We start from the raw sequence: 17,842 nt of genomic DNA, 5'->3' as shown, positions 1-17,842 counted from the left end.
ATTGATTCTCCCAAAACAGGTGATTTTATCACTCAAGCTCTTGCCCAAATTTAATTAAATTCCCATCTTCATCTAAAATGGCAAATTCGCGCATGCCATAAGGTTTATCTTCTAATGGTCCATTAGGATGAATTACACCAAAAGGTTTTAATTCCTCATAAAGCGTGTCAATGTCCTTAACATCCACGTAGCAGCTTGTGTTTTCAGGATGGATTTTGTCATTGCATTTCCAAAAGTGAACTACAAATTTATCTCTGGCTATAATGGCATAATTCTCATCCAAATAACCCACGCGATTGAAGCCAAGTTTGGTTTTATAGAATTCAACGGTTTTCTTAATATTTAAAGACGCTAAAACAGGAATACCCTTCAGTAAATGTTCTTTTCTTTCCATTTTTTGATTGATGTATTTTTTCTTCCTTAAAAATAGGGAATTAAGATGATTCAAAATCTTAATAAAACAATAAAACTCCTATCTTTGCAAGCGTTTTAAACACCAAAAGGCAAAGTAGAAAATGAACCTTCAAGACACTTTAGACGTATACGTAAAAGCCGCTGTAAAAGCACTTTTTCAATCGGAATTGGAATCTGTGGAATTTCAGGCAACTCGCAAGGAGTTTGCAGGTGATATTACGGTTGTTGTATTCCCAATGTTGCGTGTGGTGAAAGGTAATCCTGCATTCATTGGAGAGCAAGTTGGGCAATATTTGCAAGACCATGTGGACTTGATTAAAGGTTTTAATGTTGTAAAAGGCTTTTTGAATATAGAAATTGACGATGCTTATTATTTCAATTTCTTCAACGAGATTAAGGATAAGACCAACTTTGGTTTTGATGAGCTAAAGGATGATAAGGCTATAATGGTAGAGTATTCTTCGCCAAACACCAACAAGCCATTACACTTAGGCCATATTAGAAATGTACTTTTAGGATATTCGGTTGCCGAAATTTTAAAAGCGTCTGGTAAAAAAGTTTACAAAACCCAAATCATTAATGATAGAGGCATTCATATTTGTAAAAGTATGCTGGCTTGGCAACGTTTCGGGAATGGTGAAACACCACAATCTACGGGATTGAAAGGTGATAAGTTGGTTGGGAATTATTATGTAGAATTTGATAAGGCTTATAAAAAAGAAATTTCAGAATTAGTATCCCAAGGACAGTCTGAAGAAGATGCCAAAAAGAATGCACCAATTTTATTGGAAGCCCAAGATATGCTGCGCAAATGGGAAGCTGGTGATAAAGATGTTGTTGCCCTTTGGGAAAAAATGAACAACTGGGTTTATGATGGTTTTGAAGAGACCTACAAAGCTATTGGTGTTGATTTTGATAAATATTATTACGAAAGTCAGACGTATCTTTTAGGAAAAGAATTTGTTTCCGAAGGACTGAAAACAGGTGTGTTTTTTAAGAAAGACGATGGTTCCGTTTGGTGCGATTTAACCGATGAAGGGCTAGATGAAAAAATAGTGTTGCGTAGTGATGGTACTGCGGTTTATATGACCCAAGATATTGGTACGGCAATTCAACGTATTAAGGATTATCCAGATGTTGGTGGTATGGTCTATACCGTAGGTAACGAACAGGATTATCATTTCAAAGTCTTATTCTTAATCTTAAAGAAACTTGGTTTTGACTGGGCAAAAAATCTATACCATTTAAGTTACGGTATGGTAGATTTACCAAGTGGCAAAATGAAGAGTAGAGAAGGAACTGTTGTTGATGCCGATGATTTAATAGAGGAGATGGCAAATACGGCTGAAGAAATTTCCAAGGAACTTGGTAAACTCGATGAATACTCAGAAGAGGAAAAGAAAACACTTTATAAAACCATTGGCTTAGGAGCACTTAAATACTACATCCTAAAAGTAGATCCTAAAAAAAGAATATTGTTCGACCCGAAAGAATCTATAGATTTTCAAGGTAACACAGGACCTTTTATTCAATATACTTATGCTAGGATTCAGTCGATATTAAGAAAAGCTGACTCTGATGTCACTTCGACTTCGCTCAGAGACCAGGTTGTTTTACACGAAAAGGAAAAGCAGTTGTTAAAACAGCTAGAGCAATTCCCAGAGGTGATTCAAAATGCGGCTGAACAACACAGTCCTGCTCTAATCGCTAACTACACTTACGATTTAGTGAAGGATTTTAATTCGTTTTATCAAAATGTGTCCATTCTTGGAGCAGACACAGATGAAGAAAAAGGGTTTAGAGTAGCCTTGTCTAGATCGGTTGGGCAAACTATTAAAAATGCATTTCGTGTTTTAGGTATTGAAGTACCTGAGCGTATGTAGGGTTTCTTTAAGCAAAAAATAAATATTACATTGTATCCAATAAAATAATTGCCCTTGGATATCATTCGTTATATACTATTCGCTCAAGTTTTTATAGCCTTTTTTGTAGCTGGTGGTGTTTTTTTTAAGGAACGCAATCTCCGTAATACAACATTGTCTTTGCTTATAGCGCTGGTTGGTTTTCATATTTTATTGTTTTTATACGGTTCGAGTGAGATAGGCATGCTCTATCCACAATTTAGAAGTTGGTTTTATTATGAAATCGCCATGCTTTTTGGTCCTCTGCTCTTCGTCCATTTGCAGTGTGTTTTTCAAGACAAAAAGAAACTTCGTTTAGTAGATACATTGCATTTATTACCCATTGTTGTTTTTTGGATAGGCTATGGTGATGTGTTGTTAATGGAAAGCCAATTGCGCAATGAATATATCTTAGAGAACTTTGTAAATAGGACCATGCGGTGGAATTACTTTTTAGCCATCCAAATGGGTGTTTACGCTATTGGGTGTTCTGTATTTCTGTTTACTAAAAGATTGGTACTGTCAACAGAGCGGATTCAATATGCTTTATTTTTGGTTGTAGCTTATGTGTGTTCTACAATTCTTATTTCTTATCTAACACATTATGCAGATGGTTGGAGGGATTTTGCATCGTACTACCTTATTCTTACATTAATGATTTTTGGGATTGGCTATCTGTTATTCAAAAATCCAGATTTTCTCAAAAAGATTCGAAAAAAATACTTTAGCTCTAACCTTTCGCAAAAAGATATGGTTCGTATAAAATCTAAGATAGAAGACGCGTTTATAAATGATCAATTATTTTTAGATAATAATTTAAGCATTCTAACCCTGGGAAAAGCCTTAAACGAGAAGTCGCACCATGTATCACAAACATTTTCTGTATTGATAGATGAGAACTTTAACGACTATGTTAATAAACACAGAATAGAAACTGCCAAACAACACTTACACAATCCAAAATACGATCACTATAAAATTGAGGCGATTGCTTTAGAGAGTGGTTTTAATAATAAAGTGACTTTCTATAAGGCGTTTACAAAGTTTACCGACAAAACACCTTCAGCTTTTAGAAAGCAAAAAAGAAGTTAAGAATTATCATTATTTACTTTTTAACATTTTGGTTTATAGGCAACTCCATGCATTTTTCGTATCTTAGTAAGGGTTAATTGCTAAATAATTATGCTATGAAAACAATATATTTTTACAAAACTTGTATCAGTACATGCATTGCCATGTTTCTAATGACTTTTTCCATAAATGCGCAGACAGATTTTACTGAGTATAACGGAGTGGTTGTTGATGGAAAATCCAATAGAACTTTAGAGGCTGTTAGTCTTAATGTGAATGAAACCAACATTAGTACAATAACTAATTCTGAAGGTGAGTTTACACTAAAAGTTCCTACTAAGTATTTAGATTCTAAAGTGATTGTTAGCCTTTTAGGTTATAACACACGTGTACTCCCGCTTTCGGAGTTATCTAAAGACGGAAACAAAATTAAACTTTATGAAGCTGTAACAGAGTTAACGGCTGTTAGTATTTCTGCTTTTAAGGATGCTGAGAAACTGGTACGTAGAGTTTTTAAGGAAAAGAACAACAACGTTATGAACGAGTCGGTATACATGACTGCTTTTTACAGGGAAACCATAAAACGCCGTAATAGAAATGTATCCTTAACAGAAGCTGTTGTTAATATTCTAAAGCAACCTCACACATCTTCTCAGCGTGATGCTATAAAACTTGGTAAGGCAAGAAAAAGCACAGACTATAAGCGTTTGGATACAGTTTCCGTAAAATTGCAAGGTGGTCCATTCTCCACAATATATTTGGATATTATGAAATACCCTGAATATATTTTTACCGATGAGACCATTAGTAGTTATAGATTTTCTTTTGATGCGCCTTCAACAGTAAATAATAGAAATGTTTATGTGGTTAATTTTAGACCAAGAAATAATGGTTTAAATCTTAACTACAACGGTAAACTATACATAGATACACAGTCACTGGCATTGGTTAGTGCGAACTACTCTTTGGATGTGAGCAATAAAAGCAAGACCAAAAACCTTTTGGTTAAAAAGAAGCCTAGAGATGTTGTAGTGTACCCATTAGAGGCTAACTATAGAGTTGATTATAAAGCTAAAAATGGTAAATGGTACTACAGCTACTCTAACTTGAGTTTAAAATTTAAGGTGAATAAAAAACGAGAGATTTTCAATAAAGTCTATACGTTATCTAGCGAAATGGCTGTTACCGATTGGGAAATAAACACTTCAGATATTAAGATTAGAAATAAAGATAGGTTAAGACCAACGGTAATAATTACTGATGCTATTTCGGGCTTTTCAGATCCAAATTTTTGGGGACAGTACAATTTAATAGAGCCAGATAAATCTATAGAATCTGCCATAGAAAAAATTAGAAAGAGCATCGAGAAAGAAAAAGAGAGAGAAAGAGAACAGTCTGCCAATGGAACACCTTAAATTTTCATAGTTTGATTATAATTAATAGCAAAAAAGCCCAGGAATAATTCCTGGGCTTTTTTGCTAAAAACGCTTTAATTAAATTCACCTTTATAGCGAAGTGCTTGCTCTATATGTGCAAAATGATGATTACTGTGCCAAGCATACATACCAATGGTTTCTTCTATAGAGAAACGCTTCCTATGTTCTGGGTGAACGAACTCTCTTTTTAAATCATCTTTAGAAAAGCTTCTAAGTAATATACCAAGTTTATTGTGTACTCCCTTAAGAATAGATATGGCATCATCTAGCGGTTCGTTATAGTCAATGAGTTTGGCAAATCGATCTTCAAAATAGGGTTTTATGGTTGGCGAATCTTCCGTTAACGCTAATTTAAATCTTATAATACTATTTATATGGCTATCTGCACAATGATGAACAACTTGCCTAATTGTCCAACCGTCAGGTCTGTATTTGTAACTAAGTTCTTTGCCACTGAGATTATTGGTGACTGATATAATTCGCTGAGGTAAGGTCTCAATGGCATCAATCCATTCTTGTAAATGCTCTTCCGTAATAACAGGAGGCTTTTCAAACTCTCCTATAGGGAATCTCAATTCGTACAATTCTTGTTCGGTCATATAAAAAAGTTTTGAGCTTAAAATTAAGCATAAAACACAAAGGTTAGAAGTTAACTCTAAAACTTAGATTAGGAGTAAATTTTAATGAACGATTATCTATTTCAATGATAGCATCATCTGCATCAAAAGTGTAATAACGGTTAATGATATTGGTTTGGTTAAACATATTCCAAACAGAGGCACCAATCTCAGTTTTCACCCCTTTCATTAATTCAAATTTATATATGGCTGAAATATCAGCTCTAAAGTAATCCGGTAATCTCGAACCATTAGGATTACTATATTCAATAACGGAATTAGCATTATTCTGAACATCAGAAGGTTTAGAATATGCACGACCAGAATGCCAATTAAAACCAATACCAATTTTAAAATTATCTAAATTATAGGTTAATGAAGCATTGGCAACATGAGTTAAATCTACTGTGTTCGGAAAAGCATTGCCGTCATTGATATTATCGAACTTATAATCATTATTACTTAAAGTGTAGCTCAACCATGTACTAAAATTATTAAAACGTTTATTGACAAGAAAATCGAGACCAGTGATAGTGTAAGAACCAATATCATTGGCAAATTGAAACTGATTTTGAAACCCTTGACTTTGTGCCGTAATATCATCAACATTCTTATAATAGCCTTCTAAAGAAACCAAAAGATTGTTCTGGTTATAACTGACACCAAGTGATATTTGTTGGCTACGTATCAAAGGCACGTCGTCTAAGTTAGAAAGCTGCCAACGACGTTTTTCTATACCGAAAAAATCTTGCTGTAGATCAATAACTTGAGTTATCGACTGACTTTTCAGTTCACCTAATATTTCAACCCTAATATCATCAGAAATTTTTTGATTGAACGCAAAGCGAGGTTCAATAACCAGCTCTTTTAGCTTTTCAAAATAACTAATTCTGGCTCCTAATCTTATATAGGTGTTTCGAGATTTTGAGTAGCGTTCCGTTTCACCAAAAAAAGCATGTGTTCTTATAATTTCTTTTACTAAGCTTGTGAAATCAGGATTGGAAACATCTTCAAAATTTGTGACCGCGACCTCATTAAACTGATAACCTCCTCTAATTTCCGTGTTGTTGTCTACGTTTTGTGATATGTCTATACGCAAGCCGTAATCTTCAACCTTATTTTCTTGTGTCAAAAGCTGGTCATTGGTAATATCATTATTTTGAGCATCTAAATCGTAGTTGGAATAATATAACTGAGCCGAAGCGGAAATATCGTCGTTAAATTCTTTTGAATAACTCGTGCTAAAACCATAACTCACCTGGTTTAAGGTGCTTCTTACTTCTTGAAATTCATTATTGGAATTTGTGAATATTTGATTGTAGTCAAGGTTATTATAAATATTAAGCAGGTTAATACGAAGTTTAGAGGTCTCATCAATATCATATAAAAACTTAGTGTTGAGGTCATAAAATAAAAAACGCTCATCTAAAGCAAGTACGGTGTTTATGTTGTTGGAGGCATTAAGTTCAGAATCCCTGAAAATTCTATCGAAATAGGCATCGTAGGTGGTAGAGGCTAGAACATCTGTAAAAGAACGTCTCGCAGACACTTGTAATTCCATTTTTTTATTCAGCGGAATTTTTGCAAATCCATCAACGCTCAAAAGATTTGCGCCCAATCCACCATTAAATTTATTATCAACTATATTGCTGTTTTTAATGGAAATAGTACTTGAGACACCGTTGCCAAATAGTGCACTTGTACCATTTTTCGCAACCCGTATTTCATCAGATAAATAAGGATTGAACGCAGAAATCAATCCAAAAAAATGACCAGATTGGTACATTCTCATGCCTTCGTAGAGAATTAGGTTTTGGTCATTTGTTCCACCTCTTACATTAATGTTAGAAATACGCTCATCGACACTAATAATTCCCGGAAGATTTTGAACAATTTGAAGAACATCAGGCTCAATAAGACCTGGAAGTATATCAAAGGCTTTGGCATCTACGGCAATCGCACCATTATTGGTTTTAGAAATACCCTTGGTTAAATAATTAGTCACAACAACTTCCTCTAGATACTGTATGGTTTTATGCTTTGCACTAATGGCAATAAATCGACTGCTAAGTACTTTAAAATTGAGCTGTGTAATGGATTTTAGTTTGTCCAATGCTTCATCCAATGATAATTCTGCAGACAATGGAGAAACCGCAACACCTTCAATAGTTTTGGTTTCATAAGAGAACTTAACGTCGTATCGTTTTTCTAATTGTTCAAGAATGTAGGCAAGAGGTTGTTCTTCTTTATTTTGGCTTTGAGCCAGGTGACAAGAAGTGATGAAAAATAGATATAAAACTACACGCCGTAATAGTTTATTCACATTGAACTCATTTAAACACAATAGAATTTCCAGACTTACTGTAGCTTAAATTTAATGGTATTGTTACGGATTGCAAGGCTAAATCTAAATTATTGTGCGCAAAACTTCCGGTAAATGAGCGATAAGTATCTACCTTTTCAACAGTTACCTTTATATTGTACTGGTTTTCAAGTTCTGAAATAACGTGTTGTAAAGATGCATTTTTAAAACTGCTTTCACCACGCAACCAAGTTGGTTGCGTAGCGATTTCTTTTTCATTAAAAAGTAGTTTCCCATCTATTATTCTTAAACTAAATCCAGGCTTTAATTTCACAAATTCTTCGTTGTTTTTCACGGCTACCAATCCTTCATAACATGTCACTTCAAAGTAGTTTTTACGTTGTTTAACATTAAACTGAGTACCCAAAACACTCACAGTACCATCATTGGTTATAACATCAAACTGTTGTCCTTTGGCCACTTTAAAAAACGCTTCTCCATCTAATGTTACTTCACGGTTTTTACTCCAATGACTTTCATTAAAACTTAAGTAAGAATTCGCATTAAGCGCAACTGTTGAAGCATCTGGTAAAACAATTTGGGTTTTCTCTGCAATATCAGTATTGACCTTTGTATCTAAAGTCGTTGTGTAATAATAAACACTAAAACAGATGGCCAGTACTGTAGCAATTTTAAGAAGAGGTTTATACCAATCTATAGACTTATTACTGTCTATTTTTGTTTTTAAATCTTTGTAATTATTCTCCATAGAGAACTCTGGAGCCTTAAAATTATTTAAAGCACTATTCATACGGATTAAATCTTTATAATCCTCTAGTTGCTCAAAAGCCTTTTGCTCTTCAGTAGTAAGGTTGTTGTCCAACCATTTTTTTATGAGTTCTTCTCTTTTCATAATGGTAATTCATCTATATAACAGCTAAGCACTAAAAATTCCTACCTTCTAATATTTCCAAATTCCAAAAACTGAATACTGCGACTAAGACTGGTAACTAAGCTAAAGTCCATCAATATCCTTACGCAGCTTTTTCAACGCTCCATAAATTCGTTTTTCTACAGCCTTAGTGGAAATATCTAATAGTTCTGCTATCTCTTTAAATCGCTTACCTTCAACTCTGTTCATTAAAAAAGCCACGCGTTGTGCTTCAGTTAAATTAGCGAGTGCATTCTGTAATTTTTGATGATACTCTTTTTCTTGCATTACAAACTCGGGTGATTCGTTTGTAGAGTGCTTTTGAGGTAGCTTTTGATATTTTAAAACCACTTTTTTGTGCGCAACTGCATTAAGCATTAGGTTATTGGCTGTTGTAAACAAAAAGCTCTTTGCTTTGTCTGGTGAAACTTTACTGCAATTCTGCCACAATTTTATAAATGCTTCTTGTACTTTATCTTGTGGATTTAGATTTTCACCAAACTTGTAATACAAGAAGTCATGAAGGTTTTTTGAATGTTTTTTGTACAAACGTTCAAACAGTTGTTCTTCGCAAATATGATTTTGTATGGGTTGGCTCATAACTTTCGCTTCACAAATTATAAATAAATTTTCTAAAGCAAGGGTAGGAAAATCAAAACTAAGATTGTTTTATAATAAATTGATAAAGCTCCCAAAAATGAAAACAACGATCAATCACGCAATCCTACTAGCCTTTTTTGCCCTTTTAACTTTTTCTTCTTGCCAAGATGAGGCAACAGAAGTAAATAGTCCTGATGAACAAGAAGTAATCACACCAAGTTCTCCATTGGCATCATTCATGAGTAATGTTACAGCCAATTACGGAGCGTATGACGATATATTAGATGATGCCAGCTGTTTTTCAATTGAGTTGCCAGTAACCATTATAGTTAGTGATATCACTATAACTATTGAAACTGAAGCTGATTTAGAACAACTCGAAGATTTATTTGAAGAGTTAGTAGATGATGAGGATTTTCTTGATTTCGTATTCCCGATTACCATAATTTTTAATGACTATACTGAAATTGTAATTGAAAATGAAGACCAACTAGAAAACTTTATTAATGAATGTGATGACGATGATGATGTTATAGAATGTATTGATTTTGTATATCCAATTTCATTTTCTGTGTTCAATTCAGATTTCAACATTGTTGATACCGTTACAATAGAAAATGATGAAGCCTTGTATAACTTTCTTGAAGCGTTAGAGGAAGATGACAATGCTCTAATTGTAAGCTTAAACTATCCAGTGACGTTAGAATATGCCAATGGCGAAACCATAGAAGTTAATTCTAACCAAGAACTTTCTGATGCCATAGAAGCAGCAGAGGACGATTGTGATGATGATGACTATGATTGTAATGAGGAAGATATTACGGAACTGTTGATAGAGTGCCCTTGGGATATCAACGATGCCAATAATGATTTTGAAATCCATCAAATGATATTCTATGAAGACGGCACTTTGCAAATAACTGAAGGAGATGCCACAGTTTTCATTGGAGGAAATTGGGAGGTTTATTCAACCGATAATGGTTTAATCTTAAATATAACAGAGCTAACGGCTTATCAAGATGATTTAGGTGGTGAATGGCTAATAGTAGAATGTGATGATGATGAACTAGATATAGTACGTGGAGATTATTCTATTGAATTAGAGCAAGACTGTGAAGGAGATTTAGGATGCTCCATAGCCGAAATAAATGCAAACCTTGGAGAATGTGCCTGGTTGCTAGAAACAAACCTCATCAATACCATAGCAGCGGTTTATGTGTACTTTACACCAAACGGACAGATTTTATTAGATGATGGAGATGGAACAGAATCTCAAATAGGCACTTGGGAACTGTTAGTAGTGGCTAGTAATGTATATATGGACCTTACATTTGAGGATGATTTTGAACTATTAAATGGAGAATGGCAAATCGTTGAATGTGAGGATGACTATTTCTACCTAGTAAATGGTGATGATTATATAGAACTGCAACAAGAATGTGATATCAATCAAGGTAATGAAGTTTTTGACTGTTTCTCTGATTTTGAATTAGTAGAATGCTTGGGTCCAAATAATGAGGCAGAGTTTAACCTCAGTGCTGATACCATTGGATTAATACTTTGTGAATTTAGCTTTATACCTTCATTCCATGAAAGCATAGCTGATACTGAGAATAATGTTAACGCCATTGTAGAAACAGAGTCCTATTGGTCAGAAACCGGACAGGTTTATCTCAGAATAGAAGCTGAAAATGGCAATTTTGAAGTATTTACAGTGTATTTAATTACTGAAGAATGTAACCTGTTTGAATGTTATCAAAGTTTTGATGCTGTATTAGAACAATGTGATAATGGAACAGATGGACCATACACGTTTGATCTTACAACCGCCTTTCACAATTGTAACCCAAGTGCAGATATAGTCACCTATCATGAAAGCCAAGCTGATGCTGAAGCAAACGTAAACGCTATTTCCAATCCAGAGAATTACGCTATGATTGGTGTAGAAGCCGTGGTTTACACCAGAGTTGTAATTGACGACCAGTTTGAAATATTCCCTATAATATTAGTCGTAGAGGATTGTAATGAAGGTAACTGCACAGAGCAGGAGGTAGATGCCTTTTTAATTAGCTGTATGTGGAATGCAGTGAACTACAATGGCAGTGATAATTTAATGGAATGGAATTTTGATTTTGAAGCTTCAAACAATATCGTTGTCATATATACAGATAACCAAACCATTGATGCATTTTGGTCAACATCACAATCAAATGACGGTGTTATTGTCACATTCTCTAATGTTTCAGGACCAAATATTCAGGCTATAACTGGTGATTGGTTAGTTGTGGAATGTGAAGAAAACCGATTAGAAATGCATAGAGGAGACGATGTCTTGGTATTAGAAAGAACTTGTGAATAAGAAGAAGAACCGCTAAATAAGTTAGTAATTTTAGTAAGTTTAAGTTGATTGAAGAGAGTTGCCAACCGCTGGGCAGCTCTTTTCTTTTGTAGAATTCTCAAATATAGCATAGTAGAATTATAGATATCCCATTCGTTTATCTCTTGTAAATTCTTAAATTTGCAACTTCAAAAAGAGATAAAGATTATGTTTAATAATTTAAGTGATAAGTTAGATAAAGCGTTACACGTTTTAAAGGGTCATGGTAGCATTACAGAAGTTAATGTTGCTGAAACTTTAAAAGAAGTAAGACGTGCGCTTTTAGATGCCGATGTTAACTTTAAAATTGCTAAAGATTTTACTAATAGAGTAAAGGAAAAAGCACTTGGTCAAAATGTATTGACTACACTTCAGCCAGGTCAGTTAATGGTTAAAATCGTTAAGGACGAATTAACTGAACTTATGGGAGGCGATGCAGAAGGAATCGATCTTTCAGGTAACCCAAGCGTTATTTTAATGTCTGGTCTGCAAGGATCTGGTAAAACGACATTCTCTGGTAAACTTGCCAATTATCTTAAGAACAAAAAGACAAAGAAACCATTATTAGTAGCTTGTGATGTTTATCGTCCTGCGGCAATTGATCAGTTGCACGTGGTTGGCGATCAAATCAATGTTGAGGTTTATAGCGATAAGGGAAATAGCGATCCGGTTGCTATCGCCCAAGCTGGTATTGCACATGCAAAAGCAAACGGTTATAATGTGGTGATTATAGATACTGCTGGTCGTTTGGCTGTAGATGAAGCTATGATGACCGAAATTTCGAACATTCATAAAGCTATTGAACCACAAGAAACTTTGTTTGTGGTGGATTCCATGACAGGTCAGGATGCTGTAAACACAGCAAAAGCCTTCAATGATATTTTAAATTTTGATGGTGTTATCCTTACCAAATTAGATGGTGATACCAGAGGTGGTGCCGCGATTTCGATTAAATCGGTAGTTAACAAACCAATTAAGTTTATTGGTACAGGTGAGAAAATGGAGGCGATTGATGTCTTCTATCCGTCACGTATGGCAGATCGTATCTTGGGAATGGGTGATGTGGTTTCTCTTGTTGAGCGTGCTCAAGAACAATTTGATGAAGAAGAAGCACGAAAACTTCAAAAGAAGATTGCCAAAAACCAATTTGGATTTGATGATTTCTTAAAGCAGATTCAGCAAATCAAGAAAATGGGTAACATGAAGGATCTTATCGGAATGATACCAGGTGCTGGAAAAATGATGAAAGATATCGACATTGATGATGATGCCTTTAAAGGAATTGAAGCCATTATACATTCTATGACTCCTGAAGAACGTGCAAATCCTTCAGTAATCAACTCGAGTCGTAAAAAGCGTATTGGTAAAGGTTCTGGTACATCTGTACAAGAAGTAAATCAATTACTGAAACAGTTTACACAGATGAGCAAGATGATGAAGATGATGCAAGGCGGAGGCGGAAAGCGTATGATGCAGATGATGAAGAATATGCCGCGTTAATAGTTGGCAGTTTGGCAGTCCTCAGTTGGCAGCCAAATAAATATAAAACATAACTACTGCAGACTGAATACTGCAGACTGAATACTGAGAAATGACCATACTAGACGGAAGAAAAACAAGCAAGGACATTAAGGAGGAAATCAAGGCCGAAGTTGACAAGATGAAAGCCAATGGCGAAAAGGTGCCACACCTTGCAGCTGTCATAGTCGGTAATGATGGAGCAAGTTTAACTTACGTCGGTAGCAAGGTAAGAGCATGTGAGCGTGTAGGTTTTGAATCTACAATGGTGCGTATGCCAAATACAACCAGTGAGATAGAGTTATTGGATAAAATCGAAGATCTAAATAATGATGACGACATCGATGGGTTTATTATTCAATTACCGTTACCACCTCAAATCAATACGCAGAAAGTTTTAATGGCTGTGCATCCTGATAAGGATGTAGATGGTTTTCACCCAATGAACTTTGGAAAAATGGCATTGGATATGTCCACGTTTATTCCGGCAACGCCATTCGGAATTTTAGAACTTCTAGACCGCTATGGAGTTGAGACCAAAGGCAAGCATACGGTTGTTATTGGTCGCTCGCACATTGTAGGCCGTCCTATGAGTATTTTAATGGGACGTAAAGGTTTTCCTGGAAATTCTACAGTAACATTAACACACAGTCACACCAAGAACATTACTCAAATTACCTCACAAGCTGATATCATAATTTCGGCATTGGGAATTCCAAAATTCTTAAAAGCTGAAATGGTAAAAGATGATGTTGTTATTATCGATGTTGGTATTACACGAGTACCAGACGATTCTGAAAAAGGGTACTATATTACAGGTGATGTAGATTTTGAAAACTGCAGTAAAAAAGCAAGTTATATTACACCAGTTCCTGGTGGAGTAGGGCCAATGACTATCGCAATGCTTCTAAAGAATACACTATTAGCTAGAGAGCAGCATAGAAAGCATAAACTATAAGCTATCCTATGTTTATAAAGTTACTTTCTATCGCTTCGACTTCTGTAACGATAGGAAGTTTGCAACATATACTACCCATATTGGTGGCTATTGGTTTTACAATTTTCCTTATTAAATATTCTAATCGAAAGCTCAATGATAATCAGAAATTCAGAGTAATTCATTTTGTTGCTTGTTTTGTATCCTTGTTTATTATCAGTTTTCATTTATACCGAATCGGTTTTGATAATTACAATTTTAGAACTGATTTGCCGCTGTATTTATGTAGTTTAATGGCATTGATTATTCCTGTATTTACTTACTATCGTAAATATTGGATGTTCGAAATTCTAGTATTTTGGATTATAGGTGGAACCATACAGGGAGTGATTACACCAGATATTGCAGTTGGTTTCCCAAGTTTCGATTATTTTAGATATTGGGTAGTACACTTAGGTTTGCTGTCCGTAATTTTCTATTTTATTTTCGTTTTTAAGATGAAACCGACGTTGAAAAGTGTATTTAAATCATTTTTGGCACTTCAGATCTATGTAGTTTTAATGATTATTTTAAACTATCTCTTAGACGCCAATTATTTTTATTTAAATAAAAAACCGAAGTCAGCTTCACTATTGGATTATTTTGGAGAGTGGCCTTATTATATTGTGGTTGGGCAGTTAATAATAATTCCGCTGTTTTTGTTGATTTATTTGCCGTTTTCTGTTTCAGAAAGAAGGAAAATCACTTAGCAAAGAGCTGGCTCATATCTTTAAAAGCCTTAAACTCCAAAGCATTTCCGGATGGGTCTTTAAAGAACATAGTGGCTTGTTCGCCAACTTCACCTTCAAAACGTATATAAGGTTCAATGATGAATTCTATATTTTTTAACCTGAGATTATCTGCAAAAGAATGAAAGTCACTCCAGTTTAAAACTACACCAAAATGCGGAATAGGAACGTTTTTACCATCAACGGCATTGGTGTGCAAATTTTTACTGGAATTTGGTTTGTAGTGGATAACCAATTGATGGCCGAAAAAGTTATAATCTACCCAATGGTCGCTACTCCTGCCTTCTTCAAGATTTAAAGTATGGGTGTAGAAATCTCTACATTTTTCTAAATTATGAACGGGAATCGCGAGATGAAAAGGAGATAGTTTAGTCATGTTTTTTATATAATGAAAATATTAATCACTCCGTTACGTTGTTCCAAATGTCTAAAAATATTTTCCAATTACTATCAATTTTTTTCCAAACAATGAGGTACTTTCCTTTCCAGGGAACTTCTTTTTTATCTTTGGTCAACGTTTTGCCTTCATAATAGCCATAATCGTAAGCGGTATCGTTTACAATAGTAATTTCAGTTGGAGTCACTTTATGATGAAGAATGGTTACGCCCTCAGGGATTTCCCAATAAGATTTTAAATCCGTTTTCCCAGACATAATCTTTCTGTTGTTTGGGAATATCTTGCCATCTTCAGTGTACATATTTACCAAAGCATCAATATCACCATCCATATAAGCTTTAGAAAAAGCAATCGTGTTTTTCTTTATCATATCAACACCTGAAACGGTATTGCGTTCTCTTTTGCAATCAATTTTCCAAGTAGGAAACGTCACTTTTTCAGTTTTGTCTGTCCATTCGCCAACCCATTTATAACCAGTGTCATCAATATCGTAAAAAGTTAATCGAAACCAACCTTCTGCTCCATTAGGTGCTTTTTGGTCGCGATAGAGCACAATGTTTCCATTCTCTTTTTTGCCTCCTTCCCAAGTTGGTAGAGTGGTAGAAGGTGCGCCAGAAGAATAGTAATGTACATACCATTTACTGCTATCTGCTATAAACTGACGAATGCTTCCAGAATGTTTACCATCGGCTTTTATAGTTTCATCTTGTACGGCCATACCATTCATTATATATTTCCATTCCCAGGTCATATCCACAGGGTCTGCCCAGGTTTGATCTTGATTTCTCGACACGGACTTACAGTTGCATTTGCCAATTAAGCCTTCAAAATCCTTGATTTGTTCTGGTGCTTCTGGGTTGGGTAAACCATAGGGATTGGTGTCTGAAACAGTATATTGGCTTTGTGAAAAACTTAAAAATGAGACTAATAGTAGAAGAGATAGTATTGGTTTCATGGTTGCTAGTTTCCTTAAATTTAAGAAGGAAGCAACCATAGTGTTTATTAATTAAGATTTAATTAACGTCTGTTTTTTCTTCTGGAATGTTGTTTTGGGTCGAAGGTTTTTTTGGAATCACTGATGAGTTCACTTAGTTCCTTAAACTCGTCTGCAGTTAATTCACGATACTTGCCAACAGGCATATCGAGCTTTATGTTCATTATTCTAATACGCTTCAATGTCTGAACTTCATAATTCAGATACTCACACATGCGTCGGATTTGTCGGTTTAAGCCTTGGGTTAAAATAATGCTGAACGTGTACTTGTCAATTTTCTTGACTTCACATTTTTTGGTGCGTTTGCCCAGTTCTTCAATATATATGCCACCAGCCATTCGTTGTATAAATGTCTGGGAAATGGGTTTATCAACTGTAACCACGTATTCTTTTTCGTGATTGTTGCTGGCACGCAGAATTTTGTTAACGATATCTCCATCATCCGTTAAGAGAATTAAACCTTCACTGGGTTTGTCTAAACGACCAATTGGAAAAATACGTTTAGGGTAATTGATGTAGTCGATGATGTTATCTTTTTCAACACGTGTGTCTGTAGTACAAACGATACCCACGGGTTTATTAAATGCCAAATAGACAAAGTCTTGCTTACGTTCGCCAATAATTTCGCCATCCACCTTTACGACATCTCCTGAGGCGACTTTGGTTCCCATTTCTGGTACAACATCGTTTATGGTTACACGACCAGCATCAATCAAGCGGTCGGCTTCACGACGCGAGCAGTAACCGGCTTCACTTAGGTATTTGTTGAGTCTTGTAAGGTTGTCTGACATAAAGCAAAAATACGACAAAGTTATTAAGTCCTCTAGTTAAGATTTTGGCAAAAACAGGGTCATCTTGCTGAAAGACACTTTGTCTAAATGTCCCATTTTATCTAGACTTTTAGTAATCAAGTGCATATGTAAAAATGAATCATGATGAGTAAATATACCCTGATGCTCTGTTGAAAAGAAACCAACAATCTCCACCTCTTCATTTTCTAAACTGTAGTTGACCTGCCCTTGATGTGCCTCTTTTGGAGATGATACTTTTACACCTTTTGGTAAATTTTGAATATGAATGATTCCATTTTCTATTTTGCCAACTAACTTAAAAGCAAAAGGTCGTTTCTTATCTTTGGTTTTAGAATCTAAATACTTCTCAAGACTTTTTATGCTCTTAACACTATCTGGTAGTTGAATTTGTTCCCATTCGTTAACATTGGCATAAACAAAAAATGGCGCTTCAACCGAGTTTATTTGTTCTACAGCCATTGTCGAATCAGTTTTTACCTTAGATAAGTACGTTTTTCCATTATTTATAAGAATTTCTCCATCTAAAAATGCTTTTGGGCCAAGACCATAAAGGCCTTTTCTGTTTTTAATTGTGTCTATATTAATTTTCCCATATAATTCACCTTGCCACATAACATCTTTCATTGCGGCTATATTGCGGACGTTAGAATATGTTTTAGATGTATTTGGTTCAGTAACTGCAAAATTGCAACTCTGAAGCAGTATTAACATTAGCAATAAGACAGTTTTATTATCAGTCATTTTTAA

Annotated in this window: 16 protein-coding genes; 7 read left to right on the top strand and 9 right to left on the bottom strand. The window is 34.9% G+C overall.

Annotated features, from left to right (window positions below; genetic code table 11):
• Positions 1-28: 28 nt before the first annotated feature.
• Positions 29-394 carry a bleomycin resistance protein gene (locus SIB89_RS05720; protein WP_273289469.1) on the bottom strand — a complete coding sequence of 122 codons (366 nt, stop codon included), beginning with the start codon at positions 392-394 and terminating at the stop codon, positions 29-31.
• Between the two features lie 121 nt (positions 395-515).
• Between SIB89_RS05720 and argS the strand changes: the two genes are divergently transcribed.
• The 3 genes from argS to SIB89_RS05705 all read left to right on the top strand — a co-directional run bounded on the left by argS (position 516) and on the right by SIB89_RS05705 (position 4,801).
• A complete protein-coding gene (argS, locus tag SIB89_RS05715; protein ID WP_273289467.1) occupies positions 516-2,297 on the top strand; it encodes an arginine--tRNA ligase in 1,782 nt (593 codons plus the stop codon).
• Positions 2,298-2,351: 54 nt separating this feature from the next.
• Entirely contained in the window at positions 2,352-3,407 is a 1,056-nt protein-coding gene (locus SIB89_RS05710) for a helix-turn-helix domain-containing protein (RefSeq protein WP_273289465.1), read from the top strand.
• A 95-nt stretch (positions 3,408-3,502) separates the two neighbouring features.
• A complete protein-coding gene (locus tag SIB89_RS05705) occupies positions 3,503-4,801 on the top strand; it encodes a carboxypeptidase-like regulatory domain-containing protein (RefSeq protein WP_273289463.1) in 1,299 nt (432 codons plus the stop codon).
• A 74-nt stretch (positions 4,802-4,875) separates the two neighbouring features.
• On the opposite strand, the gene SIB89_RS05700 is transcribed toward SIB89_RS05705, so the two are convergent.
• From SIB89_RS05700 to SIB89_RS05685, 4 genes are all read right to left on the bottom strand, one after another.
• Positions 4,876-5,421 carry a YfiT family bacillithiol transferase gene (locus SIB89_RS05700; RefSeq protein ID WP_273289462.1) on the bottom strand — a complete coding sequence of 182 codons (546 nt, stop codon included), beginning with the start codon at positions 5,419-5,421 and terminating at the stop codon, positions 4,876-4,878.
• Between the two features lie 43 nt (positions 5,422-5,464).
• Complete coding sequence (locus SIB89_RS05695; RefSeq protein WP_412561516.1) at positions 5,465-7,762, bottom strand: TonB-dependent receptor domain-containing protein; 2,298 nt, start codon at positions 7,760-7,762, stop codon at positions 5,465-5,467.
• A 7-nt stretch (positions 7,763-7,769) separates the two neighbouring features.
• Entirely contained in the window at positions 7,770-8,654 is an 885-nt protein-coding gene (locus SIB89_RS05690) for a FecR family protein (RefSeq protein ID WP_273292354.1), read from the bottom strand.
• Positions 8,655-8,756: 102 nt separating this feature from the next.
• Positions 8,757-9,272: an RNA polymerase sigma factor gene (locus SIB89_RS05685; protein ID WP_155089921.1), complete on the bottom strand. Its 516-nt coding sequence runs from the start codon at positions 9,270-9,272 to the stop codon at positions 8,757-8,759.
• A gap of 97 nt (positions 9,273-9,369) precedes the next feature.
• Here SIB89_RS05685 and SIB89_RS05680 point away from each other — a divergent pair, with 97 nt between their 5' ends.
• From SIB89_RS05680 to SIB89_RS05665, 4 genes are all read left to right on the top strand, one after another.
• Complete coding sequence (locus SIB89_RS05680) at positions 9,370-11,631, top strand: hypothetical protein (protein WP_273292356.1); 2,262 nt, start codon at positions 9,370-9,372, stop codon at positions 11,629-11,631.
• Positions 11,632-11,817: 186 nt separating this feature from the next.
• On the top strand, positions 11,818-13,149 hold the full coding sequence (ffh, locus tag SIB89_RS05675; RefSeq protein WP_273292358.1) for a signal recognition particle protein: 1,332 nt from the start codon (positions 11,818-11,820) through the stop codon (positions 13,147-13,149).
• 91 nt (positions 13,150-13,240) lie between these two features.
• Complete coding sequence (locus SIB89_RS05670; RefSeq protein ID WP_273292359.1) at positions 13,241-14,125, top strand: bifunctional 5,10-methylenetetrahydrofolate dehydrogenase/5,10-methenyltetrahydrofolate cyclohydrolase; 885 nt, start codon at positions 13,241-13,243, stop codon at positions 14,123-14,125.
• Positions 14,126-14,133: 8 nt separating this feature from the next.
• Complete coding sequence (locus SIB89_RS05665) at positions 14,134-14,853, top strand: TIGR02206 family membrane protein (RefSeq protein ID WP_273292361.1); 720 nt, start codon at positions 14,134-14,136, stop codon at positions 14,851-14,853.
• On the opposite strand, the gene SIB89_RS05660 is transcribed toward SIB89_RS05665, so the two are convergent.
• The 4 genes from SIB89_RS05660 to SIB89_RS05645 all read right to left on the bottom strand — a co-directional run bounded on the left by SIB89_RS05660 (position 14,846) and on the right by SIB89_RS05645 (position 17,836).
• Positions 14,846-15,268 carry a VOC family protein gene (locus SIB89_RS05660; protein WP_273292363.1) on the bottom strand — a complete coding sequence of 141 codons (423 nt, stop codon included), beginning with the start codon at positions 15,266-15,268 and terminating at the stop codon, positions 14,846-14,848. The genes SIB89_RS05665 and SIB89_RS05660 overlap by 8 nt on opposite strands.
• A 25-nt stretch (positions 15,269-15,293) precedes the next feature.
• Positions 15,294-16,244 (bottom strand): YybH family protein, encoded by a 951-nt coding sequence (locus SIB89_RS05655; RefSeq protein WP_412561515.1) that lies wholly within the window; start codon positions 16,242-16,244, stop codon positions 15,294-15,296.
• Positions 16,245-16,306: 62 nt separating this feature from the next.
• Positions 16,307-17,074, bottom strand: coding sequence for a 23S rRNA pseudouridine(2604) synthase RluF (gene rluF, locus SIB89_RS05650; RefSeq protein WP_412561514.1), 768 nt, complete (start codon positions 17,072-17,074; stop codon positions 16,307-16,309).
• A gap of 36 nt (positions 17,075-17,110) precedes the next feature.
• Entirely contained in the window at positions 17,111-17,836 is a 726-nt protein-coding gene (locus SIB89_RS05645) for an acetolactate decarboxylase (protein ID WP_412561513.1), read from the bottom strand.
• Positions 17,837-17,842: the final 6 nt, after the last annotated feature.

This window comes from Winogradskyella sp. MIT101101 (genome assembly GCF_047126865.1).
Taxonomy (GTDB): domain Bacteria; phylum Bacteroidota; class Bacteroidia; order Flavobacteriales; family Flavobacteriaceae; genus Winogradskyella; species Winogradskyella ouciana.
The sequence above is the reverse complement of the archived record's forward strand: the minus strand, read 5'-3'. Positions and strand labels throughout refer to the sequence as shown.

What these genes read in the sequence shown, in the direction of transcription:
- SIB89_RS05665 (WP_273292361.1), top strand. Translation starts at nt 14,134, where the DNA reads ATGTTTATAAAGTTACTTTCTATCGCTTCGACTTCTGTAACGATAGGA.
- SIB89_RS05685 (WP_155089921.1), bottom strand. Translation starts at nt 9,272, where the DNA reads ATGAGCCAACCCATACAAAATCATATTTGCGAAGAACAACTGTTTGAA.
- SIB89_RS05655 (WP_412561515.1), bottom strand. Translation starts at nt 16,244, where the DNA reads ATGAAACCAATACTATCTCTTCTACTATTAGTCTCATTTTTAAGTTTT.
- SIB89_RS05690 (WP_273292354.1), bottom strand. Translation starts at nt 8,654, where the DNA reads ATGAAAAGAGAAGAACTCATAAAAAAATGGTTGGACAACAACCTTACT.
- rluF (WP_412561514.1), bottom strand. Translation starts at nt 17,074, where the DNA reads ATGTCAGACAACCTTACAAGACTCAACAAATACCTAAGTGAAGCCGGT.
- SIB89_RS05720 (WP_273289469.1), bottom strand. Translation starts at nt 394, where the DNA reads ATGGAAAGAAAAGAACATTTACTGAAGGGTATTCCTGTTTTAGCGTCT.
- SIB89_RS05700 (WP_273289462.1), bottom strand. Translation starts at nt 5,421, where the DNA reads ATGACCGAACAAGAATTGTACGAATTGAGATTCCCTATAGGAGAGTTT.
- SIB89_RS05660 (WP_273292363.1), bottom strand. Translation starts at nt 15,268, where the DNA reads ATGACTAAACTATCTCCTTTTCATCTCGCGATTCCCGTTCATAATTTA.
- SIB89_RS05645 (WP_412561513.1), bottom strand. Translation starts at nt 17,836, where the DNA reads ATGACTGATAATAAAACTGTCTTATTGCTAATGTTAATACTGCTTCAG.
- SIB89_RS05680 (WP_273292356.1), top strand. Translation starts at nt 9,370, where the DNA reads ATGAAAACAACGATCAATCACGCAATCCTACTAGCCTTTTTTGCCCTT.
- SIB89_RS05705 (WP_273289463.1), top strand. Translation starts at nt 3,503, where the DNA reads ATGAAAACAATATATTTTTACAAAACTTGTATCAGTACATGCATTGCC.
- ffh (WP_273292358.1), top strand. Translation starts at nt 11,818, where the DNA reads ATGTTTAATAATTTAAGTGATAAGTTAGATAAAGCGTTACACGTTTTA.
- SIB89_RS05670 (WP_273292359.1), top strand. Translation starts at nt 13,241, where the DNA reads ATGACCATACTAGACGGAAGAAAAACAAGCAAGGACATTAAGGAGGAA.
- argS (WP_273289467.1), top strand. Translation starts at nt 516, where the DNA reads ATGAACCTTCAAGACACTTTAGACGTATACGTAAAAGCCGCTGTAAAA.